Origin of the sequence: Stenotrophomonas maltophilia group sp. Smal17 (assembly GCF_030237045.1) — a bacterium.
Taxonomy (GTDB): domain Bacteria; phylum Pseudomonadota; class Gammaproteobacteria; order Xanthomonadales; family Xanthomonadaceae; genus Stenotrophomonas; species Stenotrophomonas forensis.
The window spans coordinates 67,083-89,739 of record NZ_JASJSU010000005.1; the positions used below are offsets into that span (position 1 = coordinate 67,083).

Genomic DNA, 22,657 nt, shown 5'->3' on the forward strand with positions numbered 1-22,657 from the left:
CAGCCGGCATGCATGACGGAAAAGGCCGCCCTCGGGCGGCCTTTTTTCATCCACGCAGGGCGTGGACGGGGGATTCAGCGCCCCGGCGAACCGAAATGGCCCAGCGGTCCACCGGCAAGCAGATGCATGTGGATGTGGAACACGGTCTGCCCGGCATGCTCGCGGCAGTTCATCACGACGCGGTAGCCGTCCTGTGCAAAACCCTCGCGGCGCGCGTACTCGGCCGCGGCCAGTGCCAGCTTGCCGATCAGGTGCGCCTGCGACGGCTGCAGGTCGTCCAGGGTCGGGATGACCTCGTTCTTCGGAATGAACAGCACATGCACCGGCGCCTGCGGCGCGATGTCCTTGAAGCCCAGCACCTCGTCATCCTCGTAGACGATGGTGGCCGGGATCTCGCGACGGATGATCTTGCTGAAGAGGGTTTCGGTGCTCATGGTCGGCCTCGGCGGGGATGTCGTCCGCATTGTAGGCCGGCCGCGCCGGGCCATGCCCAGCGCCTGCTCAATCGCGGAATTCGCTGCGCGTTCCGAACGCGTGCGACAGCGTGCCGCGGTCAACGTATTCAAGCTCGCCGCCGAGCGGCAGGCCCTGTGCCAGGCGGCTGGGCTGCACCTTGCGCGCGCGTGCCAGCTGCGCCAGGTAGTGCGCGGTGGCCTCTCCCTCGACGGTCGCGCTGGTGGCGATGATCAACTCCTGCACCTCGCCTTCGGCCAGGCGGTTCTCCAGCTGCTCCAGCCCCAGTTCGCGCGGGCCGATGCCATCGAGCGGCGACAACCGGCCCTGCAGCACGAAGTAGACGCCACGGAACCCCGTTGCGTTCTCGATGGCCAGGCGGTCCGCCGGCGATTCGACCACGCACAGCTGGCTGCGTTCGCGGCTGCTGTTGGCACAGGTCGGGCACAGCTCGGTTTCGCTGAAGTCGCGGCACTGCGCGCAGTGGCCGATGCGCTCCACCGCCAGCGCCAGGGTCTCGGCCAGGCGCTGGCCACCTTCGCGCTCTCGCTCGAGCAGATGGTAGGCCATGCGCTGCGCGGTCTTCTGGCCCACGCCAGGCAGCACCCGCAGTGCGTCGATCAATTGTTCAAGCAGGAGTGCGGACACGGCGACAGGCTTTGTAGAGTCGAGCAAGCTCGACGGCTATGTGTAGAGTCGAGCTTGCTCGACTGAAGCGCCCGGTGGCGTCGAGCAAGCTCGACTCTACGCGGTCGATGGCACCCGATAACCGGGTGCCATATCACGCATCAGAACGGCAGCTTCATGCCCGGCGGCAGCTGCATGCCGGCGGTGGCCGAACCCATCTTCGACTTCGACTCGGCATCGATCTTGTTCGAGGCGTCGTTGAAAGCGGCCGCGATCAGGTCTTCCAGCATTTCCGGGTCGCTGGCCAGCGACGGGTCGATGCGCACCTTGCGGCACTCCTTGGCGCCGGTCAGGGTCACGCTGACCATGCCGCCACCGGCGCTGCCGGTCACTTCGATCTTGGCGATTTCTTCCTGGGCCTTCTGCAGGTTCTCCTGCATCTTCTGGGCCTGCTGCATCAGTTGGGCGATGTTTCCGCGCATGGTGTCTTACTCGTCAAAAGTACGGATGGAATCGGAAACAACCCGCGCGCCGTGCTGTTGGATCAGCACCTGCACTTCCGGGTCGTCCATGAAAACGGCCTCTGCCACCTGCTGCCGCTCGCCACGCTGGCGGTCGGCCCGCTGGTGCAGGGTCTCGGCCGGAACGTGTTCGGTTTCCACGGTCTCGACCACGATCTTCGGCGCCTGGCCAAGAGCCTTCTGCAGCATCTCGCCCAGGGCAGCCAGCGCGCGCTCGGAGCGCAGGTATTCAAATCCGGGCGAAAGGCCCAGTTTCAAGGTCCCGTGCTGGCAGCTGATGAAGGCGGCGTTGGCGGCCAGCTGTCGCGAAGGGCCGCTGAGGCCGCTGTTGGCGACCAGATCCAGCCAGTCCTCGGCGCTGGCCAGTTCGCTGACACCGTCCAGCGGCGCGGCGTCGCGCACCATCGCCGGCTCGGCCGGGGCGATGGCGATGCCTTCGGTGCGGAATGGACGCTCCCGCTCGGCAGGTTCCGCTTCAGCCGGCGCTGCCACCGGGGTTGGCGGTTCCTGCCAGGGCGCCACCATGGCCGCGTCCGGGCCGGCCATCTCGACCGCCAGCGCCTCGTCGCGGGCCTCGGCCTCATCGGTGGCCCACGGCGGCAGGTCGTCGCTCGCCGCTGGCTCAGCCGGCGGCATCTGCGCTTCCACGTCGGCCTTCATCGGCGGCGGCTGCACGGGCTCTTGCACCGGCACCGGCTCGGGTTCCGGCGTTGGCTCCGGCTCCGGTTGCGGGGCCGGCTCAGGTTCGGGATCGGGTTCGCGCGGTGCGGCCTGCATTGGGGCAGCCACCTGTGCCGTCGCGGCCGGGCCTGCCGAAGCGGCGGCAGCGGCCGGCGTCGCATCGTGGGTCCCGGCGCCGCTGCCACCACCGGCAACGTTGCCTCCTGCGGCACCTTCCACCGACTTCGGTACCGGCGGTACCGCGGCGGCCGGACGGAACGCCAGCATGCGCAGCACCGCCATCTCGAAGCCGGCACGCGGGCTCGGCGCCAGCGGCAGGTCACGACGACCGTTCAAGGCCATCTGGTACCAGAGCTGCACCACTTCAGGGCGCAGGCGCTCGGCAAAGGCGGTGGCATCCAGGCCTTCGGCAACGGCCGCACCCGGCACCAGCTGCTGCACCTGGATACGGTGCAGGCCTTCGGCCAGCGCTTCCAGCACGCCACTCCAGTCCGGCGAGAACTCGGCCAGCGCGGCCACCACCTGCAACAGGCGCGGGCCATCGCCCTCGGCCAGCGCATCCAGCATCGCCGCCACCTGGGTGCGGTCGACCGTGCCCAGCATGGTGCGCACCACATCCTCGCGCAGCGCGCCGCCGGCATAGGCGATCGCCTGATCCAGCAGCGACAGGCCGTCACGCAGGCTGCCGTCAGCGGCCTTGGCCAGCTGCACGATCGCGCTGTCGTCGGCCTCGATGTCTTCCGCCGCCAGGATGCGGGTCATCTGGCCCTGGATCTGATCCTCGTCCAGGCGCTTGAGATTGAACTGCAGGCAGCGGCTGAGCACGGTCACCGGCAGCTTCTGCGGGTCGGTGGTGGCCAGCAGGAACTTGACGTGTTCCGGCGGCTCTTCCAGCGTCTTCAGCAGCGCGTTGAACGCCGCCTTGGACAGCATGTGCACTTCGTCGATCAGGTAGACCTTGAACTTGCCGCGCGACGGCATGTACTGCGCGTTCTCGATCACCTCGCGCACGTCGTCCACGCCGGTGTTGGACGCGGCGTCGATCTCCAGCAGGTCGATGTAACGGCCGGCGTCGATGTCCAGGCAGGCCGCGCACTGGCCACACGGGTCGGCGCTGGTGCCCTGCTCGCAGTTCAGCGACTTGGCGAAGATGCGCGCGATGGTGGTCTTGCCCACGCCACGCGTACCGGTGAACAGGAACGCATGGTGGACTCGGCCACTGTCCAGCGCATTGCTGAGCGCACGGACCACGTGTTCCTGGCCCACCAGCTCGGCAAAACGCTTCGGACGCCACTTGCGGGCAAGGACGAGATAGGACATCAGGCCACCGTCTTCCATCGGATGTTCCATTGTGCCATGCCTGTCCAGCCCCCTCGCCCCCGGCACGCCCCTCGCAGGTTCCTGACCAGGGTGCTTGTGAAGTGCCGCACGGCCCGCTAGAATCTGCGCCCCTGCTGAGGCGTTTGCCGATGGCAGGGATCCGGAGAGGTGTCCGAGTGGTTGAAGGAGCACGCCTGGAAAGTGTGTAAGCGTCTAAACCGCGCTTCGGGGGTTCGAATCCCCCTCTCTCCGCCAGATAACTGAAAAGGGCTGCCCAAAAGGGCAGCCCTTTTCAGTTATCTGGCGCGGGATGCGAAGTGCGCTGCGCGCGCTTCGCCCCAAACGTTGCTGCGCAACCTTTGGGCCCCTCCCTTTGCCGGCCTCTCCCCGCCCCTGTCGGGGCAGCCCCTCAACAGAGGGGCTTGTTCCTCCAGACCGATCCGTAGATCCACGCCATGCGTGGATGCTCTTGGTCGCCTTTCACACTCCCGCGGCCCCTCAAACAAAACTGAACGAAACCTGAAAATTCGCTATCGTAGGCGCCTTCACCCAATGCCGCCCATCGCCCATGAGCTCGACCGACACCGCTCACACCGCCTGCGAGAACTGCGACACCGCCCTGCATGGCCATTACTGCCATCGCTGCGGGCAATCGGCGCACAACCCGCTCAAGCATGTCGGCCACGCCATCGAGGAAGTGTTCGAATCCTTCTGGCACCTGGACGGGCGCATCTTCCGCACGCTGCGCGACCTCTGGGTGCCCGGCCGCATCGCGCTGAACTACCTCAAGGGCCGCCGGGTGGGATACGTCCAGCCACTGCGGCTGTTCGTCATCCTCACGCTGTTCACCTTCTTCGTCGGCAAGCTGTTCGTGCACGTCGACGATTTCGGTGTGGGCGGCGGGCGCGACTCGGTGTACGCCAAGGCCACCACCGTGGAACAGGTCGAAGCCGCACGCGCACGACAGCTGGCGCTGATCGACCAACAGCAGGCCAGCTCCCCCGCCACCGGCAACGCCGGCTTCGCCATGGCGAAAGCTGCAGTGAATGCTGCCGCCGCACAGCGCAAGGCAGAGCTCGAGGGCACCCGCTCCGTCGCCCCTGCTGAAACCACCACGGGCGGATACGGCACCTTCTTCGATCACACCGTCAACGGCAAACCCTGGGATGCGGACAGCAATCCCATCGTCCTCGATGGTTGGCCGCAGTTCGCCAACCGATGGCTCAACAAGCGCCTGCAGAACGGCAACACCAACATCAAGCGCATGGGCGGCAAGGCTGATCTCTACATGCAGGCGATCCTCACCGCACTGCCGGGCGCCCTGTTCTTCCTGATGCCGGTGTTCGCACTGGTGCTGCGCATCGCCTACCTCCGTCGACCGATGGGCTATCTCGAGCACCTGGTGGTCGCCCTCTACAGCCACTGCTGGCTGATGATGGTGCTGCTGGCAACGTTCCTCGTCGCCGGCATCGGCAATGCCTTCGCATCACCCACGATCGCCACGCTCAGCCAATGGCTGTATGCCCTGCTGTGGCTGGCGGTTCCGGTGTACCTGCTGTGGATGCAGCAGCGCGTGTATGGCGGCAACAAGGCGTTCACCGTACTGCGCTACCTCGCCATCGGCGGCGTGTACCTGTTCCTGGTGACCTTCGTGGTGATGTACGCGGTACTGGCGGGCATTTCGGCCTGAGGGGAGACACGCATGGCGTGTCACCCCTGAATCCGCGCGTGGCGTGGATCTTCTGATACTGCTGATCGTCTATCGTGGGCGCATGAAACTCCGCCTCTACCGCCCCACGGATGCCAGCGCCTGCCTGTCGATCTTCGACAGCAACGTGCCCACGTTCTTCGCCGCCGAAGAGCGCAGCGATTTCGAACGCTTCCTGCTCGTGCAGGCGGTGGACTTTGCCTTCCAGGTCATCGAGCGCGACAGCAGCGTCATCGCCTGCGGCGGCATCACACGCCGTGGCGATGGCAGCGCCGGCTTCTGCTGGGGCATGGTCGAGCGAGCGCTGCACCGGCAGGGCATCGGCCGCGAACTGACGCTGGCACGCCTGCGCCAGGCCGAAGCGGACTCGTCGATCACGCACATCACGCTCAGCACCAGCCAGCATACGCAAGGATTCTATGCCGGCCTCGGCTTCTACGTGACACGGGTGGTGCCCGATGGCCACGGCGCCGGGATCGACGCCGTGGAGATGGAGCGGAGGGTATAGCCCTCCGCCCCGCCCCGGATCCACGGCGTGCGTGGATCCATTGCCGGCCTACTCCCCTCAGAAGCCCACGCGCAGGTTGATCTGCCCGCCGACATCGCGGCGGCCATCGCCATGCTGGCCCTGCACGAACATCGACAGCTGGCTGTTGCGGCCCAACCCGACCGCCACGCCGACCTGGCTGACCAGCGCATTGCGCGCCATCACCGCGCTGTAGACGTCGAAGGCATCGCCACCCACCGCGAAGCGGTTGCGGCTGGCCACGTCGGTGTCACCGGAGGCGTGCTGCCACCCCAGGCCGACGGTCAGCTGTGCCGGGAAACGCTCGCCGCTGCCCACGTCCCAGCGGCCCCGCACGCCCACCGTGCTGACATTGAGCGTGTCCTTGCCGCCTTCCAGCACCAGCGCAGCGCTGCCGCCCTGCTCCGTCGCACGATCGCTGTCGACCCAGTGCTTGGTGAACTGCACGTACGGCTGCAGTTGGGTCCTGCCGTGGGTCCAGGTCCAGCTGCCCTCCACCTGGGCGATGGTCACATCCGAATCCTGGCGGCTGTGCAGGGTCTGGCCCAGCAACGGCACCTCACGGGTGGTGCGCGTGCGGTAATCGCCGCGCGACAGGCTGCCGCCCACCGCGAAGCCGTTGTTCCACTCGCCCTGTGCATACAGGCCGAAGGTGGTACCGCGCAGGCGGGCACGCGAGTTGCGATCGTACAGGCGTGTATCCAACCGCTCGCTACCCGCGGCCGCGCCCAGCACCACGTGCTCACCCAGCTGCCAGTCCACGCCGGCCATCACCGCATTGCGGTTGGAACGGATCTCGTCGCCGTTGCCATCGCCATCCTGCTTGAAGACCTTGCCGCTGCCGGCCAGCCACGCCGAAGCGCGCTCGCCACGCACGGTGGGCAACTCGCTGCCCAGGCGCTGGCGGATGCCCTCTTCCAGGTAGTTGTCATACAGCAGCACTGCACGGCTGGCTGCATGCACTTCGCCGGAGAGCTGGTCGAACGCGCTGCGCGCAGTGCCGGCGTCGTACATCAACAGCGTGTTGTACAGGCCCAGCGCCGGACCGCTCTGCGGCAGGCTGTCCAGCGCCGCAGCGGTGTTGTACTGGTTGCGCGTCTTCGCCACGGTGGTGAACGCTGCAGTCTGCGCCACATCGATCTTCAGGTTCGCAGTGTTCGCGGTGTAGACCGGGGTGATGGTCAGGAAGGCCGACGGCGTGGTCGCCGCGGCGAACTGGCCGCTGACGCCGCCGCCCGCATTGACCACCGTGTACTGCTGGCCCTGCTGGTAGCTGGTGCTCGGCGAAATGGTATTCACCTGCACGGTGCTGCCGCCCACATTGGCGCTGCCTCCCACCTGCACCGTGTCGCTGCCGGTGGCGCCCAGATCGATGCCCAGCGTACTGCCCGGCGACAGGGTCAGGTTGCCACCGATGGTGATGGTACCGACGCCATTGCCGGTGCCACTGCCGTTGCCGGGGCCATTGCCCGGCGACAGCATGCCGCCGCTGGATACCGTCACGCCGCCACCGGTACCGCCGATGGTGCCGGTGCCGGACAAGCCGGTGCCGCTGCCGATGGTCCACTGGCCACCGATGGTGCCGGTGACATTGAGGCCACCGCCGGTGACCTGGCCGGTGCCGCTGAAGCCGCCGCCGTTGCCACCAAGGTTCAGGCCACCCGGGCCGGCCTGCACGATGCTGCCACCGCCACTGATGCTGCCGCCCAGTGTCGTGGTGCCCCCCGTGTTGATGACCAGGCCGCCGTTGTTGGTGATGTTGCCGGTGATCGAACCACTGGCGCCGCCATTGCCAACCTGCACGGTGCCACCGGCATTGATGGTGGTGCCACCGGTATAGGTGTTGTTGCCGGTGAGAGTGACGGTGCCGCTGCCGGCCTGGGTCAGGCCGCCGCTGCCACTGATGGTGCCGCCGACGGTGGTGTTGCCGCCGACGTTGAGCACCAGGCTGCCATTGTTGGTGACGTTGCCGGTGATCGCGCCGCTGGCGCCCCCATTGCCGACCTGCAGCGTGCCGCCCGCGTTGATGGTGGTCCCGCCGGTATAGCTGTTGTTGCCGGTCAGGGTCACCGTGCCGCTGCCGGCCTGGGTCAGGCCGCCGCTGCCGCTGATTGCACCGCCGACGGTGGTGTTTCCACCCACGTTGAATACCAGGCTGCCGTTGTTGGTGACGCTGCCGCCGATCGCGCCGGTAGCGCCACCATTGCCCACCTGCAGCGTGCCACCGGCGTTGATGGTGGTCGGGCCGGTATAGGTGTTGTTGCCGGTCAGGGTCAGCGTGCCGCTGCCCGCCTGGGTCAGGCCACCGCTGCCGGTGATGGTTCCGCCCAGCGTGGTGTTGCCGGCCACGCCGGACACCAGCGAGCCGTTGTTGGTGATGTCACCGACGATGGAACCCGTTGCTCCGCCGTTACCCAGCTGCAGCGTGCCACCGGTATTGATGGTGGTGCCGCCGGTGTAGGTATTGGTACCGGTCAGTACCAGCGTGCCGCTGCCCGCCTGGGTCAGGCCACCGCTGCCGCTGATAGTGCCGCCCAGCAGGGTGTTGCCGGCAACGTTGGAGATCAGTGCGCCATTGTTGGTGATATCACCGGTGATCGCACCGCTGGCACCGCCGTTGCCGACCTGCAGCGTACCGCCCGCATTGATGGTGGTGCCGCCGCTGTAGGTGTTGTTGCCGACCAGGGTCAGCACGCCACTGCCGGCCTGGGTCAGGCCGCCACTGCCACTGATCGCGCCGCCGACGGTGGTGTTGCCCGCCACGTCGAACACCAGGCTGCCGTTGTTGGCGACGTTGCCGGTGATCGCACCGGTCGCACCGCCGTTGCCCACCTGCAGCGTGCCACCGGTATTGATGGTGGTACCGCCGGTGTAGGTGTTGTTGCCGGTCAGGGTCAGCGTGCCGCTGCCAGCCTGGGTCAGGCCGCCACTGCCACTGATGGTGCCGCCCAGCGTGGTGTTGCCGGCGACGTTGGACACCAGTGCGCCGTTGTTGCTGATGTCACCGACGATCGCGCCGGTCGCACCGCCATTGCCGACCTGCAGCGTGCCGCCTGCATTGATGGTGGTGCCGCCGGTGTAGGTGTTGTTGCCGGTCAGCACCAGCGTGCCGCTGCCGGCCTGGGTCAGGCCGCCGCTGCCGCTGACCACGCCACCCACGGTTGCGGTGGTGCCGAGGTTGTAGACCAGGCTGCCATTGTTGGTGATGTCACCCAGTACCGACCCGGTGGTGCCGCCATTGCCGATCTGCAGCGCGCTGCCACCATTGATGGTGGTGCCACCGGTGTAGGTATTGCTGCCGGTCAGGGTAAGCGTGCCGGTACCGCCCTGCACCAGGCCGCCAGTACCACTGAGCACACCGCCGAACGTGGTGTTGCCGTTGTTGCCGCCGGTGCTCAGGGTTGCGCCACCCAGCAGCACGCTGGACCCGGTCACGCCGGCCAGGCCACCGATGCTCTGGTTGCCGCCGGCGCTGATATCCAATGTCCCGGTACCGGCCAGGTTGACCGTGCTGGCACCGGACAGGCTGCCACCGGCCGCCACCGCCAGCGTTCCGCTGTTGATGGTGGTGGTGCCGGTATAGGTGCTGGCACCGCCCAGGGTGACCGTCGAGGCACCATCCTTGAGCAGGCCGCCGGCACCGCCGATCGCACCATTCAGGGTCAGCGCGTTGCTGCCAGGCAAGGTCAGCGTGCCGCTGGCCAGCTGTATGCCATTGGCCAGGGTCAATGCCGTGGTACCGTCCAGCGTGGTGTTTCCGCCCACCGTCAGCGTGCCGGTTCCCAGCGCGTTGTTGTTGCCCAGGGCAAGGCCACCGGCGTTGAGCGCCACGCCACCGCTGAAGGTATTGCTGCCGCTGAGCGTCTGCACGCCGGCACCGTTCTTGACCAGGCCGCCGGTACCGGTGATGTCACCAGCGAACGTGGTGTTGCCCACGCCACCGAGGGTCAGCGTGCTGCCACCCAGCGACACCGTGCTGCCGGCCACGCCGGCCAGCGAGCCGATGGTCTGCGCGCCCCCTGCACTGATGTCGAAGGCGGTACCGGCATTGGCCAGGGTCACCGCGCCGGTTGCGGCCAGGCTGCCGCCCGCGCCGATCGCCAGCGTGCCGGCATTGATGGTGGTGCCACCGGTGAAGGTGTTGGTGCCGGTCAGGGTCTCGGTGCCGCTGCCTTCCTTGACCAGGCCACCGGTGCCGCCGATCGAACCGCTGAACGTGCCGTTGCTGGCATCACCGATCGTCAGCGTATTGGCACCCAGGTTCACCGTACCGTTGCCGATCAGGGTGCCGAAGGTCTGCGTGCCATTGCCTGCCGACAGATCGAAGGTCGCGCCCGAGGCCAGGTTGACGACGCCACCGGCGTGCAGGCTGGCGCCTGCGCCCAGCGCCAGCGTACCGGCATTGATGAAGGTCCCGCCGGTGTAGCTGTTGGTGCCGTTCAAGGTCAGCGTCGCGGCGCCTTCCTTGGTCAGCGAGCCGGCGCCACTCAGGTTGCCGTTGAAGGTGAGGTTGTTGCTGCCCAGGACGGTCAGCCCGCTGTTGAGGATGACGTTGTTGGCCAGCGTCACTGCGGTGTTCGAATCGAGCGTGGCATTGCCACCCACCGTTACCGCGCCGGTGCCCAGCGCAGCGTCGTTGCCGAGCACCAGACCGCCGGCATTGAGCGTTACGCCACCATTGAAGGTGCTCGCGCCATTGAGCGTCTGCACGCCTGCACCGTTCTTGATCAGGCCACCGTTGCCGCTGATCGCGCCGTTGAAGGTGCTGTCCACCGTGCCGCCCAGGCTCAGCGTGCTGCCACCGAGTGCCACCGTGCTGCCTGCCACGCCGGCCAGCGAACCGATGGTCTGGTTGCCCGCCGATACGTCCAGCGTGCCGGTACCGGCAAGATTCACCGCGCCGGTCGACGCCAGGCTGCCACCAGCACCGATGGCCAGCGTGCCGCTGTTGATGGTGGTGCCTCCGGTGTAGGTATTCGCACCAGTCAGGGTCACGGTAGCCGCACCGTTCTTGATCAGGCCGCCGCTACCGGAAATCACACCGCCCAGCGTCAGCGCGTTGCTGCCCAGCAGATCCAGATTGACACCCGCGGCGAGCCCGATGTTGTTGGCCAGGTTGACGCCTGTCGATGCATCCAGCGTCGCGTTGCCGCCCACGGTCAGCGCGCCGCTGCCGAGCGCAGCGTTGTTGCCGACCACCAGCCCACCGCCATTGAGTGCAATGCCACCACTGAACAGATTGGTGCCGCCCAGGCTCAGGACGCCAGCTCCGTTCTTGACCAGGCCGCCGGTACCTGAAATCGCACCGTCGAACACGCTGTTGGCCACCCCGCCGAGGATCAGCGACTGCGCGCCCAGGCTCACGCTGGAGCCCGCTACCCCGGCCAGCGAACCAATGGTCTGGTCGGCGCCGGATGTCGAGATATCGAAGCCGGTCCCCGGTGCGGCAAGCGTCACTGCACCGGTCGCGGACAGGCTGCCACCCGGGCCGATCGCCAGCGTACCGGCATTGATCAGCGTGCCGCCGGTATAGGTGTTGGTTCCGGTCAGGGTTTCAGTGCCGGCACCGACCTTGGTCAGGCCGCCGGTACCGGTGATCGAACCGCTGAAGGTGCCATTGGCCGCCCCGCCCACCTCGATCGCATTGGCGCCGAGGTTGATCGTGCCGTTGCCGATCAGGGTGCCGAACTGCTGCGTGCCGTTGCCCGCAGACAGATCCAGCGTGGCGCCGGTGGCGAGGTTGACCGTACCGGTTGCCGACAGGCTGGCATTGGCGCCCAGCGCCAGCGTACCGGCGTTGATGTTGGTGCCGCCGGTGTAGGTGTTGGCGCCGTTCAAGGTCAGCGTCGCGCCGCCCTCCTTGGTCAGGCTGCCCGCACCGGACAGAACGCCATTGAGGGTCAACGCGTTGGTACCGAGCACGGTCAGCCCGGCATTGAGCGCGATGTTGTTGGCCAGCGTGGCCAGCCCGGTGGTGTCCAGCGTCGACGCACCGCCGACAGTGAGCGTACCGGTACCCAGCGCGGCGTCGTTGCCCAGCACCAGGCCACCAGCATTGAGTGTCACGCCGCCACCGAAGGTGCTGGCGCCGGACAGAGTCTGTACGCCCGCACCCACCTTCACCAGGCCGCCGCTGCCACTGATCACTCCACCGAAGGCGGCGTTGCTGGCGGTGCCGAAGGTCAACGAATTGCCCCCCAGCGCCAGCGTGGTTCCACCCACGCCATTGAGCGCGCCGATGGTCTGGCTGCCGCCCGCACCGGAGATATCGAAAGCGGCGCCGGCGTTGCCCAGGGTGACATCCCCCGCCGCGGCAAGGCTGCCACCCAGGCCCAGTGCCAGCGTGCCGTCATTGATGGTGGTACCGCCGGTATAGGTGTTGGCAGCGGACAGCGTCAGCGTGGTGGCACCGTTCTTGATCAGGCTGCCGTTGCCATCGATCACCCCCGACAATGTCAGCGTGTTGCTGCCCGGCAGGGTCAGCGCAACACCCGAGGCCAGGTTGATCGCATTGCCCAGGCTGACGCCGGCACCTGCATCCAGCGTGGTGCTGGCATTCACCGCCAGCGCGCCACCGCCCAGTGCGCCGTTGGCGCCGACCACCAGCCCACCACCGTTCAAGGTCAGGCCACCGCCGAAGGTATTGGTGTTGTTGAGGGTAAGCAGGCCGGTACCGTTCTTGATCAGGCTGCCGTTGCCCGCCACCACGCCGCCCAGGGTGACGTCATTGCTGCCGCCCAGCGTCAGCTGCGTGCCGTTGCCAAAGTTCACTGCATTGGCCAGGTTCACCGCCACCGTGTTGTCCAGCGTGGTGGTGCCTCCAATCGCCAGCGCCCCGGTTCCCAGCGCGCCCGCGTTGCCAAGAACCAGGCCACCCGCATTCAGTGCGACACCGCCGCCGAAGGTATTCGCGCCGGACAGCGTCTGTACGCCGGTGCCGGTCTTGACCAGTCCGCCGCTGCCATCGATGACGCCGGCAAAGCTGCCATTGCTGGCGCCGCCGAAGGTGAGTGACTGCGCACCCAGCGCGACCTGGCTGCCAGCCACGCCGTTCAACGCGCCGATGGTCTGGTTGGCGCCCGCCGCGGAGATATCCAGGGTTGCACCCGCACCGGCAAGATCCACGGCGCTGCCTGCGGCGAGGCTGCCGCCGGCACCGAGTGCCAGCGTACCGGCGTTGACCGTGGCGCCGCCCAGGAAGGTGTTGGCTCCGGACAGCGTCAGCGTCGAGGCACCGTTCTTGATCAGGCCACCGGTCCCGCCCACCGCACCGGTCAGAGTCAGGTTGTTGCTGCCCGGCAGGGTCAGCGTGTTGGCGCCCAGGTTCACTGCATTGGCCAACGTCACCGCAGCGCCGGCATCCAGCGAAACGTTGCCGCCGATGTTCAACGCTCCCGTGCCGAGCGCGCCGTTGGCGCCGACCGACAGGCCACCTGCATTCAACGCAAGGCCACCGCTGAAGAGATTGCTGTTGTTCAACGAGAGCACGCCGGTTCCGGTCTTGATCAGGCCGCCGGTGCCCGTGATCAGGCCGCCCAGGGCAGTGTTCTGGTTGCTGATCAGGCTCAACTGCGCGCCGGCATCGAGATCGATTGCATTGGCCAGGTTCAAGGCCACCGAGCTGTCCAGGGTCGCATTTGCGCCCACGCCGAGCAGGCCGCTCCCGAGCGCGCCGGCATTGCCCAGCATCAGGCCGCCGCCATTGAGCGTCAGGCCACCGGCGAAGGTGTTGGCACCGTTGAGGGTGAGCGTGCTGGCACCGTTCTTGACCAGGCCGCCCGCACCGGACACCACCCCGCCGAGCGTGATCGCCTGCGAACCCGGCAGCGACAACACCGCCCCGCTGCCGAGGGCCACGTTGTTGGCCAGGTTCAGCGCCGCGCTGCCGTCCAGCGACGCGCTGCCTCCCACATTCAACACGCCACTGCCAAGTGCGCCACTGTTGCCGAGCAGCAGGCTGCCGGCGTTGAGCGTCAGGCCACCGCTGAAGGTGTTGGTGCCATTCAAGGTCAGCAGCGAGGCGCCGTTCTTGGTCAGGCTGCCGGTGCCGGTGATGTTGCCGCCCAATGTGAGGTTCTGGCTGCCCGGCAGGGTCAGCGCCGCACCCAGGTTGATGGCGTTGCCGAGGTTCAGTGCGGCCGAGCCATCGAGCGTACCGTTTCCGCTGACGGTCAACGCGCCACTGCCGATTGCACTGTTGTTGCCCAGCAGCAGGCCGCCCGCGGCCAGGTTCAGGCCACCACTGAACGTATTGACGCCGCTCAGCGTCTGCGTGCCGGTTCCCTGCTTGACCAGGCCGCCGGTGCCACCGATCACCCCGGCGAACGTCTGGTTGGTGGCATCACCGAAGGTGAGCGTGCTGCCGCCCAGGGTCACGGTGCTGCCGGCAATGCCGGACAACGCACCGATGGTCTGGTTGCCTCCGGCCGAAATATCCAGGTCCGCGCCGGCACCGGCCAGGCTGACCGCACCGCCGGCGGCCAGGCTTCCGCCGCTGCCCACCGCCACCTTGCCCGCGTTGATCGCCAGGCCACCGGTGAAGGTATTCGCACCACCCAGCGTCAGCGTGGCCGCTCCGTTCTTGACCAGGCTGCCGGAACCACCGATGGCACCGCCCAGGGTCAGCGCATTGCTGCCCAGCACATTCAGCAGCCCGCCCACGCCAAGGTTGATGCCATTGCCCACGCTCAGCGCAGACCCAGCATCCAGCGTCACCGCACCGCCGACGTTCAGGGCGCCGGTTCCGAGCGCACCGGCATTGCCGAGCACCAGGCCACCGGCAGCAAGTGACAGCCCACCACTGAAGGTGTTGGCGTTGTTGAGGGTCAGGGTGGTGGCACCATTCTTGACCAGGCTGCCGGTCCCACCGATCACGCCGTTGAACGTCAGCGCCTGGTTGCCGGTCAGGTTGAGGATGCTGCCCGCCCCCAGATTGACCGTGTTGGCGAGCACAAGCGCGCCCGTGGTGCCATCCAGCGTCACGTTGCCGCCGACGCTGAGCGCACCGCTGCCCAGCGCAGCCGCGTTGCCCAGCAACAGGCCACCGGCGTTGAGCGCCACGCCGCCACTGAGGTTGTTGACGCCTGACAGGGTCTGCACGCCGGAGCCGAGCTTGACCAGGCCACCCGTGCCTGCGGCGAAGGTGCCGCTGTAGCTGGTATTGCCCAGCCCGCCGAGCGTGAGCGTGCGGCTGCCGAGGTTGACCGAGCCGCCGAGCCCAGCCAGCGAACCGATGGTCTGGTTGCCCGCTGCAGACAGGTCAAGGCTGGTGCCGACGCCGACCGTGATCGCGCCGGTGGGCGACAGGGAGCCGCCCGCGCCCAGTGCCAACGCGCCTCCGGCCAGGTTGAAATTGCCGGTCAGCGAATTGGCGCCGTTCAAGGTCAGGGTGCCGGCACCGTTCTTGGTCAGATTGCCGGCACCGGAGATCGAGCCGTTCAATGACAACGCATTGCTGCCCAGCAGGTTCAGCGCGCCGCCACCATTGATCACCAGGTTGTTGGCCAGGTTGAAGCCGGCCGTCGTATCCAGCGAGGCGCTGCCACCGACGGTCAGGCTGCCGCTGCCGAGCGCGCCGGCATTGCCCAGCACCAGGCCGCCGGCATTGAGGTTGACGCCACCGCTGAACAGGTTCGCGGCGCCCAGGGTGACGATGCCGGTGTTGTTGACCGTCAGCCCGCCGGTACCGGACAACAGCCCCCCCAGGCCGAAGCCCTGGGCACCGCCCAGGGTCAGCCCGCCATTGAGGGTGAAATTGTTGCCCAGCGACAGCCCTGCACCGCTGGCCGCAATCGAACCACCAGTGACGGTGAACAGGCCGGTACCGAATGAGGTGTTGCTGTTGAAGTTCACCACGCCACCGCCGAGGGTGATCGCGCCCGTGCCCGACCACGGTCCCTGCAGGTTCCAGGTGCCGCTGTTGACGGTCAGCTTCTGGAATCCGATGTAGTTGGTCCAGCCTATGCTCGACGCAGGCCCGTTGTTGCTGGCGTTGTCCTGCAGCACCAGGGTGTTGTTGGCGGCACCGGTGCCGATGCCTGCGTCAACCGTGCCCGCCGCTGCGACCTTGACCCCGGTTACGCCAGCGAGCACGCCGGCAGGGGCGCTGCCGCCACCGGTAACCACGCTGGACCCTGCCACGGCAGTGAAGGTATTGCCGCCGGTGGAATCGCCCAGATGCACACTGCCGGTGATCGTGCCCGCATTGGTGAACGTATTGCCTGTCGAAGCACCGAGGCCGACACGGCCGGTGATGCTGCCACGGTTGGTCACGTTGGCCTGTGCCCCGCCATAGGTCACCACCGACGTCGCATCCGCAAGCTGCCCTACCCCCAGCAGCGACATTCCAATCGCACCATCATTGACCAGCGTGGTGGTCCCACCTGCGGCATTCTGCGCGGTTATCGCCTGGCCGCCGAAGCCCAGCAAAGTACCGATGTTGAAGATGCCCTTGATCTGGCCGCCGGTCTGGTTGTTGACCGTGATCGCGCTGCCACCGGCGGTGTTGTTGCCGACCACCAGGCCGGCCGCGGCCAGGCTGAGCCCACCGGTCAGGAACGGATCGATCGTGCCGGCGTTGTTGACCGTGGTGTTGCTGCCGCTCAACGTCACCGCATTGCCGCCCAACAGCAGAGGCACGCTGAACACCGCGCCGCTGGCGATGTTCAACGTCAGGCCGCTGCTCGGGTTGGCGTAGTTGTTGATGTTGGTGGAGCTGTCGCAGTTGACGATCGTGGTGCCTGTGCACGCTGCGAAGGCCGAACCGCTGGCCAGCGTGGCCACCAGTGCGGCCGCCAGCTGATGCGCCCGCAGTCGTGGTGGCCGCTTCGCGGTAACCGCACTTCCGCCGGGATTCTGAGCGACCTCCGATGCAACCTGCATTACGCCAAGGGCGCGATTGAAAACCAGACGGTAAATGCGGTTCATCGGTAAATCTCCATGAAAAGACCAGATGGCACTGCGGGCAGGTTTTTTGAAGACGATGCGGCGCATCCCGGCTCCCGATGGGGGAACAAGGCCTGGCGGCATTAACTTCTGAAAATCTTCACATCTTCACGCGGGCGCGCAGCGAAGACGACGCGTCAGCGTATCCGTCGGAGCGAAAACTCCCCGATTCCGCTCGACGAATGGCGGCACTGTGCGACGGGCGCCGACAGTGCCGCGTGAATCACCCACATTATTTTCATGACGCGCGTCAAATAAAATACGTGAATGAATTTATTTTGCCGAAAATGCACATTCCCTATTCACGGCAAACACCCTGAGCGCGCATATAACCGCCCGGATAAACTCTCAGCTACTGGAGAGTTTCATCAAAACCAGGCCAGAAACGATAAGCACCGCTGCGCCGATCCGCATCGGGCTGACCTGTTCGCCAAGAAACACGATGCCGACCACGAACGCACCGACCGCACCGATGCCGGTCCAGATCGTATAAGCGGTACCCAGCGGCAGGCTGCGCATGGCGATCGCCAGCAGCCAGAAACTGGCGATCATGCCGACGATCGTGACCACAGTCGGGGTGAGCCGGGTGAAGCCTTCGGATTGCTTCATGGACACGGCCCAGACGATTTCCAGCAGGCCGGCGAACAACAGATAGATCCAGGCCATGACGGCCCTCCTCTTGGTAGGGCCAGGCCGTCCTGGTCATTGGGTCCCGATGTGGGGGAGGTCGTTCCTCCTGGCCGGCATTCTAGCTACGGGGGTGCGCCCCGCCCGCCGTTGCCGGGAACGGGTTACAGCCGATTCAGTGCGTGAAGCTGGCGCCGATGGGCCTGCCTGCGCTAGAATGCGCGTCTGCCATCAGCCAGCTGATGTGCAGTCCGGCTGTGGTCTCCGGCGCATCGCGCGCTGCTTCCCCTGATCCGTGAACTGGCCGCCCACCGGGCGGCCAACGTCTCTATGGTGGCCCCGTCGGCCCCTCGCGACGCTAGGTCGAAAACTCCGCCAGGGCCGGAAGGCAGCAACGGTATCGATCGACGCGGGCGCCGAGGTCAGCCGGCGGGGCCATCGCCTTTTCCGGCGCTGCCCCCGCTCTGGTAGCTGCCAACCTTGGTTGGCGCCGTTCGCCGGGCACGACCCGGCACTACCGTGCCTCCGGCGTCCCCTGGTGGAACACCATCCGCCATCCCTGCCCGTGCCGGCGCCACAGTGAACTGCGCAGTACCCAGCGCTGCGCCTGGCCATCCACGTGATAACGGCAGCGGTAGCGCACCTGGGCCAGATCCTTGGCCAACAGCCACACCGCATACTGTTCCGACTCGATCAACACCTGCTCACGCTCCAGCGGGATCTCCTGCAACGCCGCATCACGGCCGTAGCATTGCCCGGAACTGCCGATCTCGCTGAAATCCTCGTCCAGCAGGGCCGCAAGGGACTCGCGATCGCCTCGCACCTGCGGCGCATGCAGCGCGCGCTCCAGCGCCTCCAGTTCGGCAGCCAGCGCCGCATCGGCGGGCTGGCCGGCACCGCTCACGGCGGGTCCTGGGCCAGCACGTGCGGCGCAGTGGGATTGGCCAGCGGCACGCACTGCCCCGGCTGCGCCACGCGGTGCCCGCGCGCGGCCAGCGCCTGGCCATCGGCCACGCTGGCGTAGTGGTAGAGCATCATCCGCGCCTGAAGTTCCGCGCTGTACTCGCGCTCCAGGTCGTCCACGCCGGTATGCGACGGATTGCCGTGCAGGCCGCAGTCGTGGGCGATCAGTTCATTGTCATTGGCGTAGCGGGCCAGCATCTCCGGAATCGGCCGGGTATCGCCACTCCAGGTCAGCGCGCCCTGCAGGCGCAGGCCATAGGCCGTCTCCGGCCAGTGGTGGCGCACCGGGAACGCCTCCAGGCGCACGCCTTCGTGCCAGAACGCCTCACCCACCACGACCAGCTGGAAGGCATCCCAGAAGTTGGCACCGCCCTCGGCCAGCACGTTCGGGTAGTCGCCGATGCGTTTGTGCAGCAGCGGCAACACCGTGGCGGGCACATACAGGCGCACCTTGCCGCGCCGGTGCGCGTTGAAGAAGGTGTCCACGAACAACCGTTCGAAGCCGGCCACGTGGTCCAGGTGCACATGGGTGACGAACAGTGCCTGCGGCATGTGCCCGTAGTGCGCCTTGAACGCGGTCAGGCCTTCACCGCCGCAATCGATGGTCAGCCACGGACGGCCATCGCGCTCGATCACCGACATCGGCGACCCCAGCTCGACCGCCGACGCATTGCCGACGCCAAGGAAACGCAACGACCAGTCCATCAGGTGCCCCGGTTCCAGGCCATGTCATAGGCGCGGCGCAGCCGCGCGTAATCCTTCTGCACGTCTTCCACGCTGCGCTCGCCGCGCAGCTTGATCAGCGAGCGCAGCAGTCGCTTGAGATTGCGTTCACGCCAGGCAGTGGCCGGGATGCGGATCACCCCGCGGTCGAAGTCGATCAACCAGCCGTGCCCGCTGCCATCGAACAGGATGTTGTGCGCGTTGAGGTCGGCATGGTCCAGGCCGGCACGGTGGAAGCGGGCGATCAGCCGCCCGGTCTCCTCCCACGGTGCGCCCCGGCCGGCGACCAGCGCGCGGTCGGCCAGCGAGCGGACGCCCTCGATCCGCTCCATCAGGATCGCGGCCCGGTAGCGCAGGCCCTCACGCATGTAGAAGGCCGCCAGTGGCCGGGGCACCGGCAGCTTCTTCTCGCGCAGCGCGCGCATCAGCCGGAACTCGGCAAAGCTGCGGGTGCGGTCCGCGCCGCGCCACAGGTACTGGTCGTGGCTGATCCGGGCCGCCATGCCGCCGCGCAGGTAGTGGCGCAGCACGCTGGCGCCGAACGGCGCATCGATGAACCAGGCGCTGCCACGACCGCCTTCACCCACCGGGCGGGCCCTGCTGCCCCAATGCTGGGGCGAGAACAGGCCGATCTCGGCTTGCCGCAGCCGCTCGCGGTCGAACAGAATGGCCCCGATGCCGCGACCCTCGCGGCATGGCGTCAGCGCTTCATTGGCGTCGAATGCGACCATTTCATTGAGTCTAACAACACATGGCATCAGCGTCCTCCTCCTTGTGCCTCCTGCGCCTGTCCGCACTCGGCGATGTCACCCACGTGGTGCCCTTGGTGCGCACGCTGCAGGCTGCGCGTCCGGACACGCCGATTCACTGGATCATCGACAAGGTCGGCCAGAAGCTGCTTGATGGCCTGCCCGGCGTCACCTTCCATGCCTACGACAAGAAGAGCGGCATGGCCGGCGTCAAGGAACTGCGCAGGCAACTGCCGCCAGGACGCTTCGAAGCGATGCTGCAGATGCAGGTCGCGTTCCGGGCCAACCTGCTGTCGGCCTTCATTCCCGCCGAACGCCGCATCGGCTACGACCGCAGCCGTTCCAAGGATCTGCATGGGCTCTTCATCAACGAGCGCATCCCCGACCGTCCTGGCATCCACGTGCTCGATGCCATCGGCAGCTTCTGCGAGCCGCTGGGCCTGCGCCAGACCGAGGTCAGCTGGGACCTGGCCGTGCCACCGTCTGCCCATGAGTGGGCCGCTGCGCAGTGGCAGGACGATGGCCGCCCGGTGCTGATGATCTCGCCGTGTTCCAGCCACGTGCGCCGCAACTGGTATGCCGATCGCTACGCTGCGGTAGCCAACCATGCGACGCAGCGCGGCTGGCAGGTGGTGCTGTGCGGAGGCCGCAGCGAGCTGGAGCGCAGCATGGCCGACGCGATCCAGGCGCAGCTGCACACACCGGCACTGGACCTGGTCGGCAAGGACACGCTCAAGCAGTTGCCCGCCCTGCTCGCCCGCGCCAACCTGGTGATGACGCCGGATTCGGGCCCCATGCACATCGCCAACGCGATGGGCGCGAAGGTGCTGGGCCTGCACGCGGCCAGCAACCCGAACCGCAGCGGCCCGTACTCGGACCGCCGTTACTGCGTGGATCGCTACGACGACGCTGCGCGCAAGTACCTCGCCAAGCAGGCCGCCGATCTGAAGTGGGGCACCAAGATCGAGTTCGATGATGTGATGGAACTGATCACCGTCGAAGACGGCATCGCCGCCTTCGAGCGCTACGTCGCCGACCACCTGGGGTGAGTGGCAGGCCCATCCACGCATGGCGTGGATCTGCCCCCTTGGCCGGGATTACGCGCGCTGCGCGTAATCCTGGTAGGACTTCTCTTCCACGTAGGCCGAACCGAGCGCCAGGTTGATCGCCTTCTTGATACGCGCGCGCTCGTCGTTGCGCAGGTAGACGCTGCGCGCCAGGTCGATGAAGCCCTGGTCGAACGCCTGCGCCTTCTCCTTCAGCCGGATGTCGTCCTCGATGTCCCACAGCTGCTCGTTGACCTCCTTCAGGTCGGCGCGCAGCTTGGCGACGTCCTTCACCGCCGCCGGGTGTGCCATCCAGGTCTTCTCCAGCGCCGACAGCTCCTTGCGCACATTGGCCAGCTTGGCCTCGTCGCCAATGCGCTCGGACTTGATCTGCAGGATCGAGATCTTGTCCAGCAGCTCGCCAAAGGAAACGGGCACGAGGATTTCAGCGGTCATCGGGAAAGCTCCAGCAGTTGATGCAGGCAGTTTAACCCGCAGCTCGCGACGGAATGGGTAGATCCACGCCATGCGTGGATGGTTCAGCTCGGCAGGAACAGCCTCCACGCATGGCGTGGATCTACCGATGCATCTGGAGGAACAAGCCCCTCTGTTGAGGGGCTGCCCCGACAGGGGCGGGGAGAGGCCGGCAAAGGGAGGGGCCCACAGGTTGCGCAGCAACGTGTGGGGCGACGCGCAGAGCGCGGCGCGTCCCACGCCAGATAAAGAAAAAGGGCCGCCTTTCGGCAGCCCTTTTCTTTATCTGGCGGAGAGGGGGGGATTCGAACCCCCGAGGCGCTATAAACGCCTGCCTGATTTCGAGTCAGGTACATTCAACCACTCTGCCACCTCTCCGGGTGGTCCCCGGCGGACCGGGGACGCGTATCATACGAGGAAGTGAGGCCGACGACAAGTCATTGCGGCCAATCAAGTGAAAATTTCCTGAGCGCACGCCTTGCCGGATGCCTGCAGCCGCCCGATGATGCCCGTCTCCCCAGCATTACCCCGCCCCTGCCCACCATGATCGAATTCGGACACCTCACCCACCCCGGCATGCGCCGCGAGCTCAACGAGGACACCTACTACGGTGACACTGAGCTGGCCCTGTGGCTGGTGGCCGATGGCATGGGCGGGCATGCCTGCGGTGAAGTAGCCAGTGCGCTGGCGCGCGAAACCATCGTGCGCGAAATCCGCCGCGGCGCGCCGCTGGTGCAGGCCATCCGCACCGCCGACGAAGAGATCATCCGCGCCTCGCGGCGGCGCAACGACACCCTGCCGATGGGTACCACCGTCGTCGCCGCGCGCGTGCAGGGCAACCGCTATGAAGTGGCGTGGGTGGGCGACAGCCGTGCCTACCTGTGGCGCGATGGCCAGCTGGCCCAGCTCAGCCAGGATCACAGCGTGGTGCAGGAACTGGTCGCGCAGGGCAACCTGACCGCCGAACAGGCGCGCGCGCATCCGCATCGCAACGTGGTCACCCAGGCCCTGGGCGTGACCGATCCGGCGCATCTGAACGTGGCCACCACCAGCGGTGAGCTTCGCCCGGGCATGCAGCTGCTGCTGTGCAGTGACGGCCTCACCGAGGAAGTGGACGACCGCGGCATCGCCCGCACCCTGGCGTTCGAGGACGCCAGCGCGCAGGAATGCGTGGACACGCTGGTCGCCGCCGCGCTCGATGGCGGCGGCCGCGACAACATCAGCGTGATCCTGGTGCGCTGCCATTAGCCCGTAGATCCACGCCATGCGTGGATGCGGTAGTGGGGGGGGGGGGG

Annotated in this window: 14 protein-coding genes, 2 tRNA genes and 1 other RNA gene; 6 read left to right on the forward strand and 11 right to left on the reverse strand. The window is 67.1% G+C overall.

The features are described from left to right. Positions 1-74: 74 nt before the first annotated feature. The 4 genes from QRO93_RS03095 to dnaX form a co-directional block, all read right to left on the reverse strand. Complete coding sequence (locus QRO93_RS03095) at positions 75-434, reverse strand: histidine triad nucleotide-binding protein (protein ID WP_053448932.1); 360 nt, start codon at positions 432-434, stop codon at positions 75-77. Between the two features lie 67 nt (positions 435-501). Then, a complete protein-coding gene (gene recR / locus QRO93_RS03100) occupies positions 502-1,101 on the reverse strand; it encodes a recombination mediator RecR (RefSeq protein WP_180880864.1) in 600 nt (199 codons plus the stop codon). Positions 1,102-1,241: 140 nt separating this feature from the next. After that, entirely contained in the window at positions 1,242-1,562 is a 321-nt protein-coding gene (locus tag QRO93_RS03105; protein ID WP_004154630.1) for a YbaB/EbfC family nucleoid-associated protein, read from the reverse strand. A 6-nt stretch (positions 1,563-1,568) separates the two neighbouring features. Further along, a complete protein-coding gene (gene dnaX / locus QRO93_RS03110) occupies positions 1,569-3,620 on the reverse strand; it encodes a DNA polymerase III subunit gamma/tau (protein WP_180880866.1) in 2,052 nt (683 codons plus the stop codon). 144 nt (positions 3,621-3,764) lie between these two features. Between dnaX and QRO93_RS03115 the strand changes: the two genes are divergently transcribed. From QRO93_RS03115 to QRO93_RS03125, 3 genes are all read left to right on the forward strand, one after another. Continuing rightward, a tRNA-Ser gene (locus tag QRO93_RS03115) sits at positions 3,765-3,857 on the forward strand. Between the two features lie 313 nt (positions 3,858-4,170). Then, a complete protein-coding gene (locus QRO93_RS03120) occupies positions 4,171-5,292 on the forward strand; it encodes a DUF3667 domain-containing protein (protein WP_180880812.1) in 1,122 nt (373 codons plus the stop codon). 82 nt (positions 5,293-5,374) lie between these two features. Beyond that, on the forward strand, positions 5,375-5,818 hold the full coding sequence (locus QRO93_RS03125; protein ID WP_053451250.1) for a GNAT family N-acetyltransferase: 444 nt from the start codon (positions 5,375-5,377) through the stop codon (positions 5,816-5,818). A gap of 57 nt (positions 5,819-5,875) precedes the next feature. Here the strand turns inward: QRO93_RS03125 and QRO93_RS03130 are convergent, their stop codons facing one another. Further along, entirely contained in the window at positions 5,876-16,762 is a 10,887-nt protein-coding gene (locus QRO93_RS03130) for an autotransporter-associated beta strand repeat-containing protein (RefSeq protein ID WP_285303944.1), read from the reverse strand. A gap of 366 nt (positions 16,763-17,128) precedes the next feature. Next, positions 17,129-17,446: a quaternary ammonium compound efflux SMR transporter SugE gene (gene sugE, locus QRO93_RS03135; RefSeq protein ID WP_049456890.1), complete on the reverse strand. Its 318-nt coding sequence runs from the start codon at positions 17,444-17,446 to the stop codon at positions 17,129-17,131. A gap of 300 nt (positions 17,447-17,746) precedes the next feature. On the opposite strand from sugE, the gene ffs reads away from it, so the two are divergent. Further along, positions 17,747-17,843: signal recognition particle sRNA small type (gene ffs, locus QRO93_RS03140), an RNA gene on the forward strand. Between the two features lie 78 nt (positions 17,844-17,921). Here the strand turns inward: ffs and QRO93_RS03145 are convergent. From QRO93_RS03145 to QRO93_RS03155, 3 genes are read right to left on the reverse strand one after another with little or no spacing between them, the layout of a single operon-like run. After that, the gene (locus QRO93_RS03145; protein ID WP_053448928.1) at positions 17,922-18,311 is read right to left on the reverse strand and encodes a DUF4440 domain-containing protein; all 390 of its coding nucleotides are present in this window, start codon (positions 18,309-18,311) and stop codon (positions 17,922-17,924) included. Continuing rightward, entirely contained in the window at positions 18,308-19,075 is a 768-nt protein-coding gene (locus tag QRO93_RS03150; protein WP_180880816.1) for an MBL fold metallo-hydrolase, read from the reverse strand. The genes QRO93_RS03145 and QRO93_RS03150 overlap by 4 nt, the downstream gene beginning before the upstream one ends. Beyond that, the gene (locus QRO93_RS03155; RefSeq protein WP_053448926.1) at positions 19,075-19,824 is read right to left on the reverse strand and encodes a 3-deoxy-D-manno-octulosonic acid kinase; all 750 of its coding nucleotides are present in this window, start codon (positions 19,822-19,824) and stop codon (positions 19,075-19,077) included. Before QRO93_RS03155 ends, QRO93_RS03150 begins: the two co-directional genes overlap by 1 nt. Before the next feature lie 20 nt (positions 19,825-19,844). On the opposite strand from QRO93_RS03155, the gene QRO93_RS03160 reads away from it, so the two are divergent. Beyond that, the gene (locus tag QRO93_RS03160) at positions 19,845-20,891 is read left to right on the forward strand and encodes a glycosyltransferase family 9 protein (protein WP_180880818.1); all 1,047 of its coding nucleotides are present in this window, start codon (positions 19,845-19,847) and stop codon (positions 20,889-20,891) included. 48 nt (positions 20,892-20,939) lie between these two features. Here QRO93_RS03160 and QRO93_RS03165 read toward each other — a convergent pair whose 3' ends face one another. Both QRO93_RS03165 and QRO93_RS03170 read right to left on the reverse strand, forming a co-directional pair. Continuing rightward, positions 20,940-21,344: a DUF6165 family protein gene (locus tag QRO93_RS03165; RefSeq protein WP_053448924.1), complete on the reverse strand. Its 405-nt coding sequence runs from the start codon at positions 21,342-21,344 to the stop codon at positions 20,940-20,942. A gap of 305 nt (positions 21,345-21,649) precedes the next feature. Continuing rightward, positions 21,650-21,740: transfer RNA gene (locus QRO93_RS03170), tRNA-Ser, on the reverse strand. Positions 21,741-21,905: 165 nt separating this feature from the next. Here QRO93_RS03170 and QRO93_RS03175 point away from each other — a divergent pair. Then, the gene (locus tag QRO93_RS03175; RefSeq protein WP_008268107.1) at positions 21,906-22,610 is read left to right on the forward strand and encodes a PP2C family serine/threonine-protein phosphatase; all 705 of its coding nucleotides are present in this window, start codon (positions 21,906-21,908) and stop codon (positions 22,608-22,610) included. Positions 22,611-22,657 lie beyond the last annotated feature (47 nt).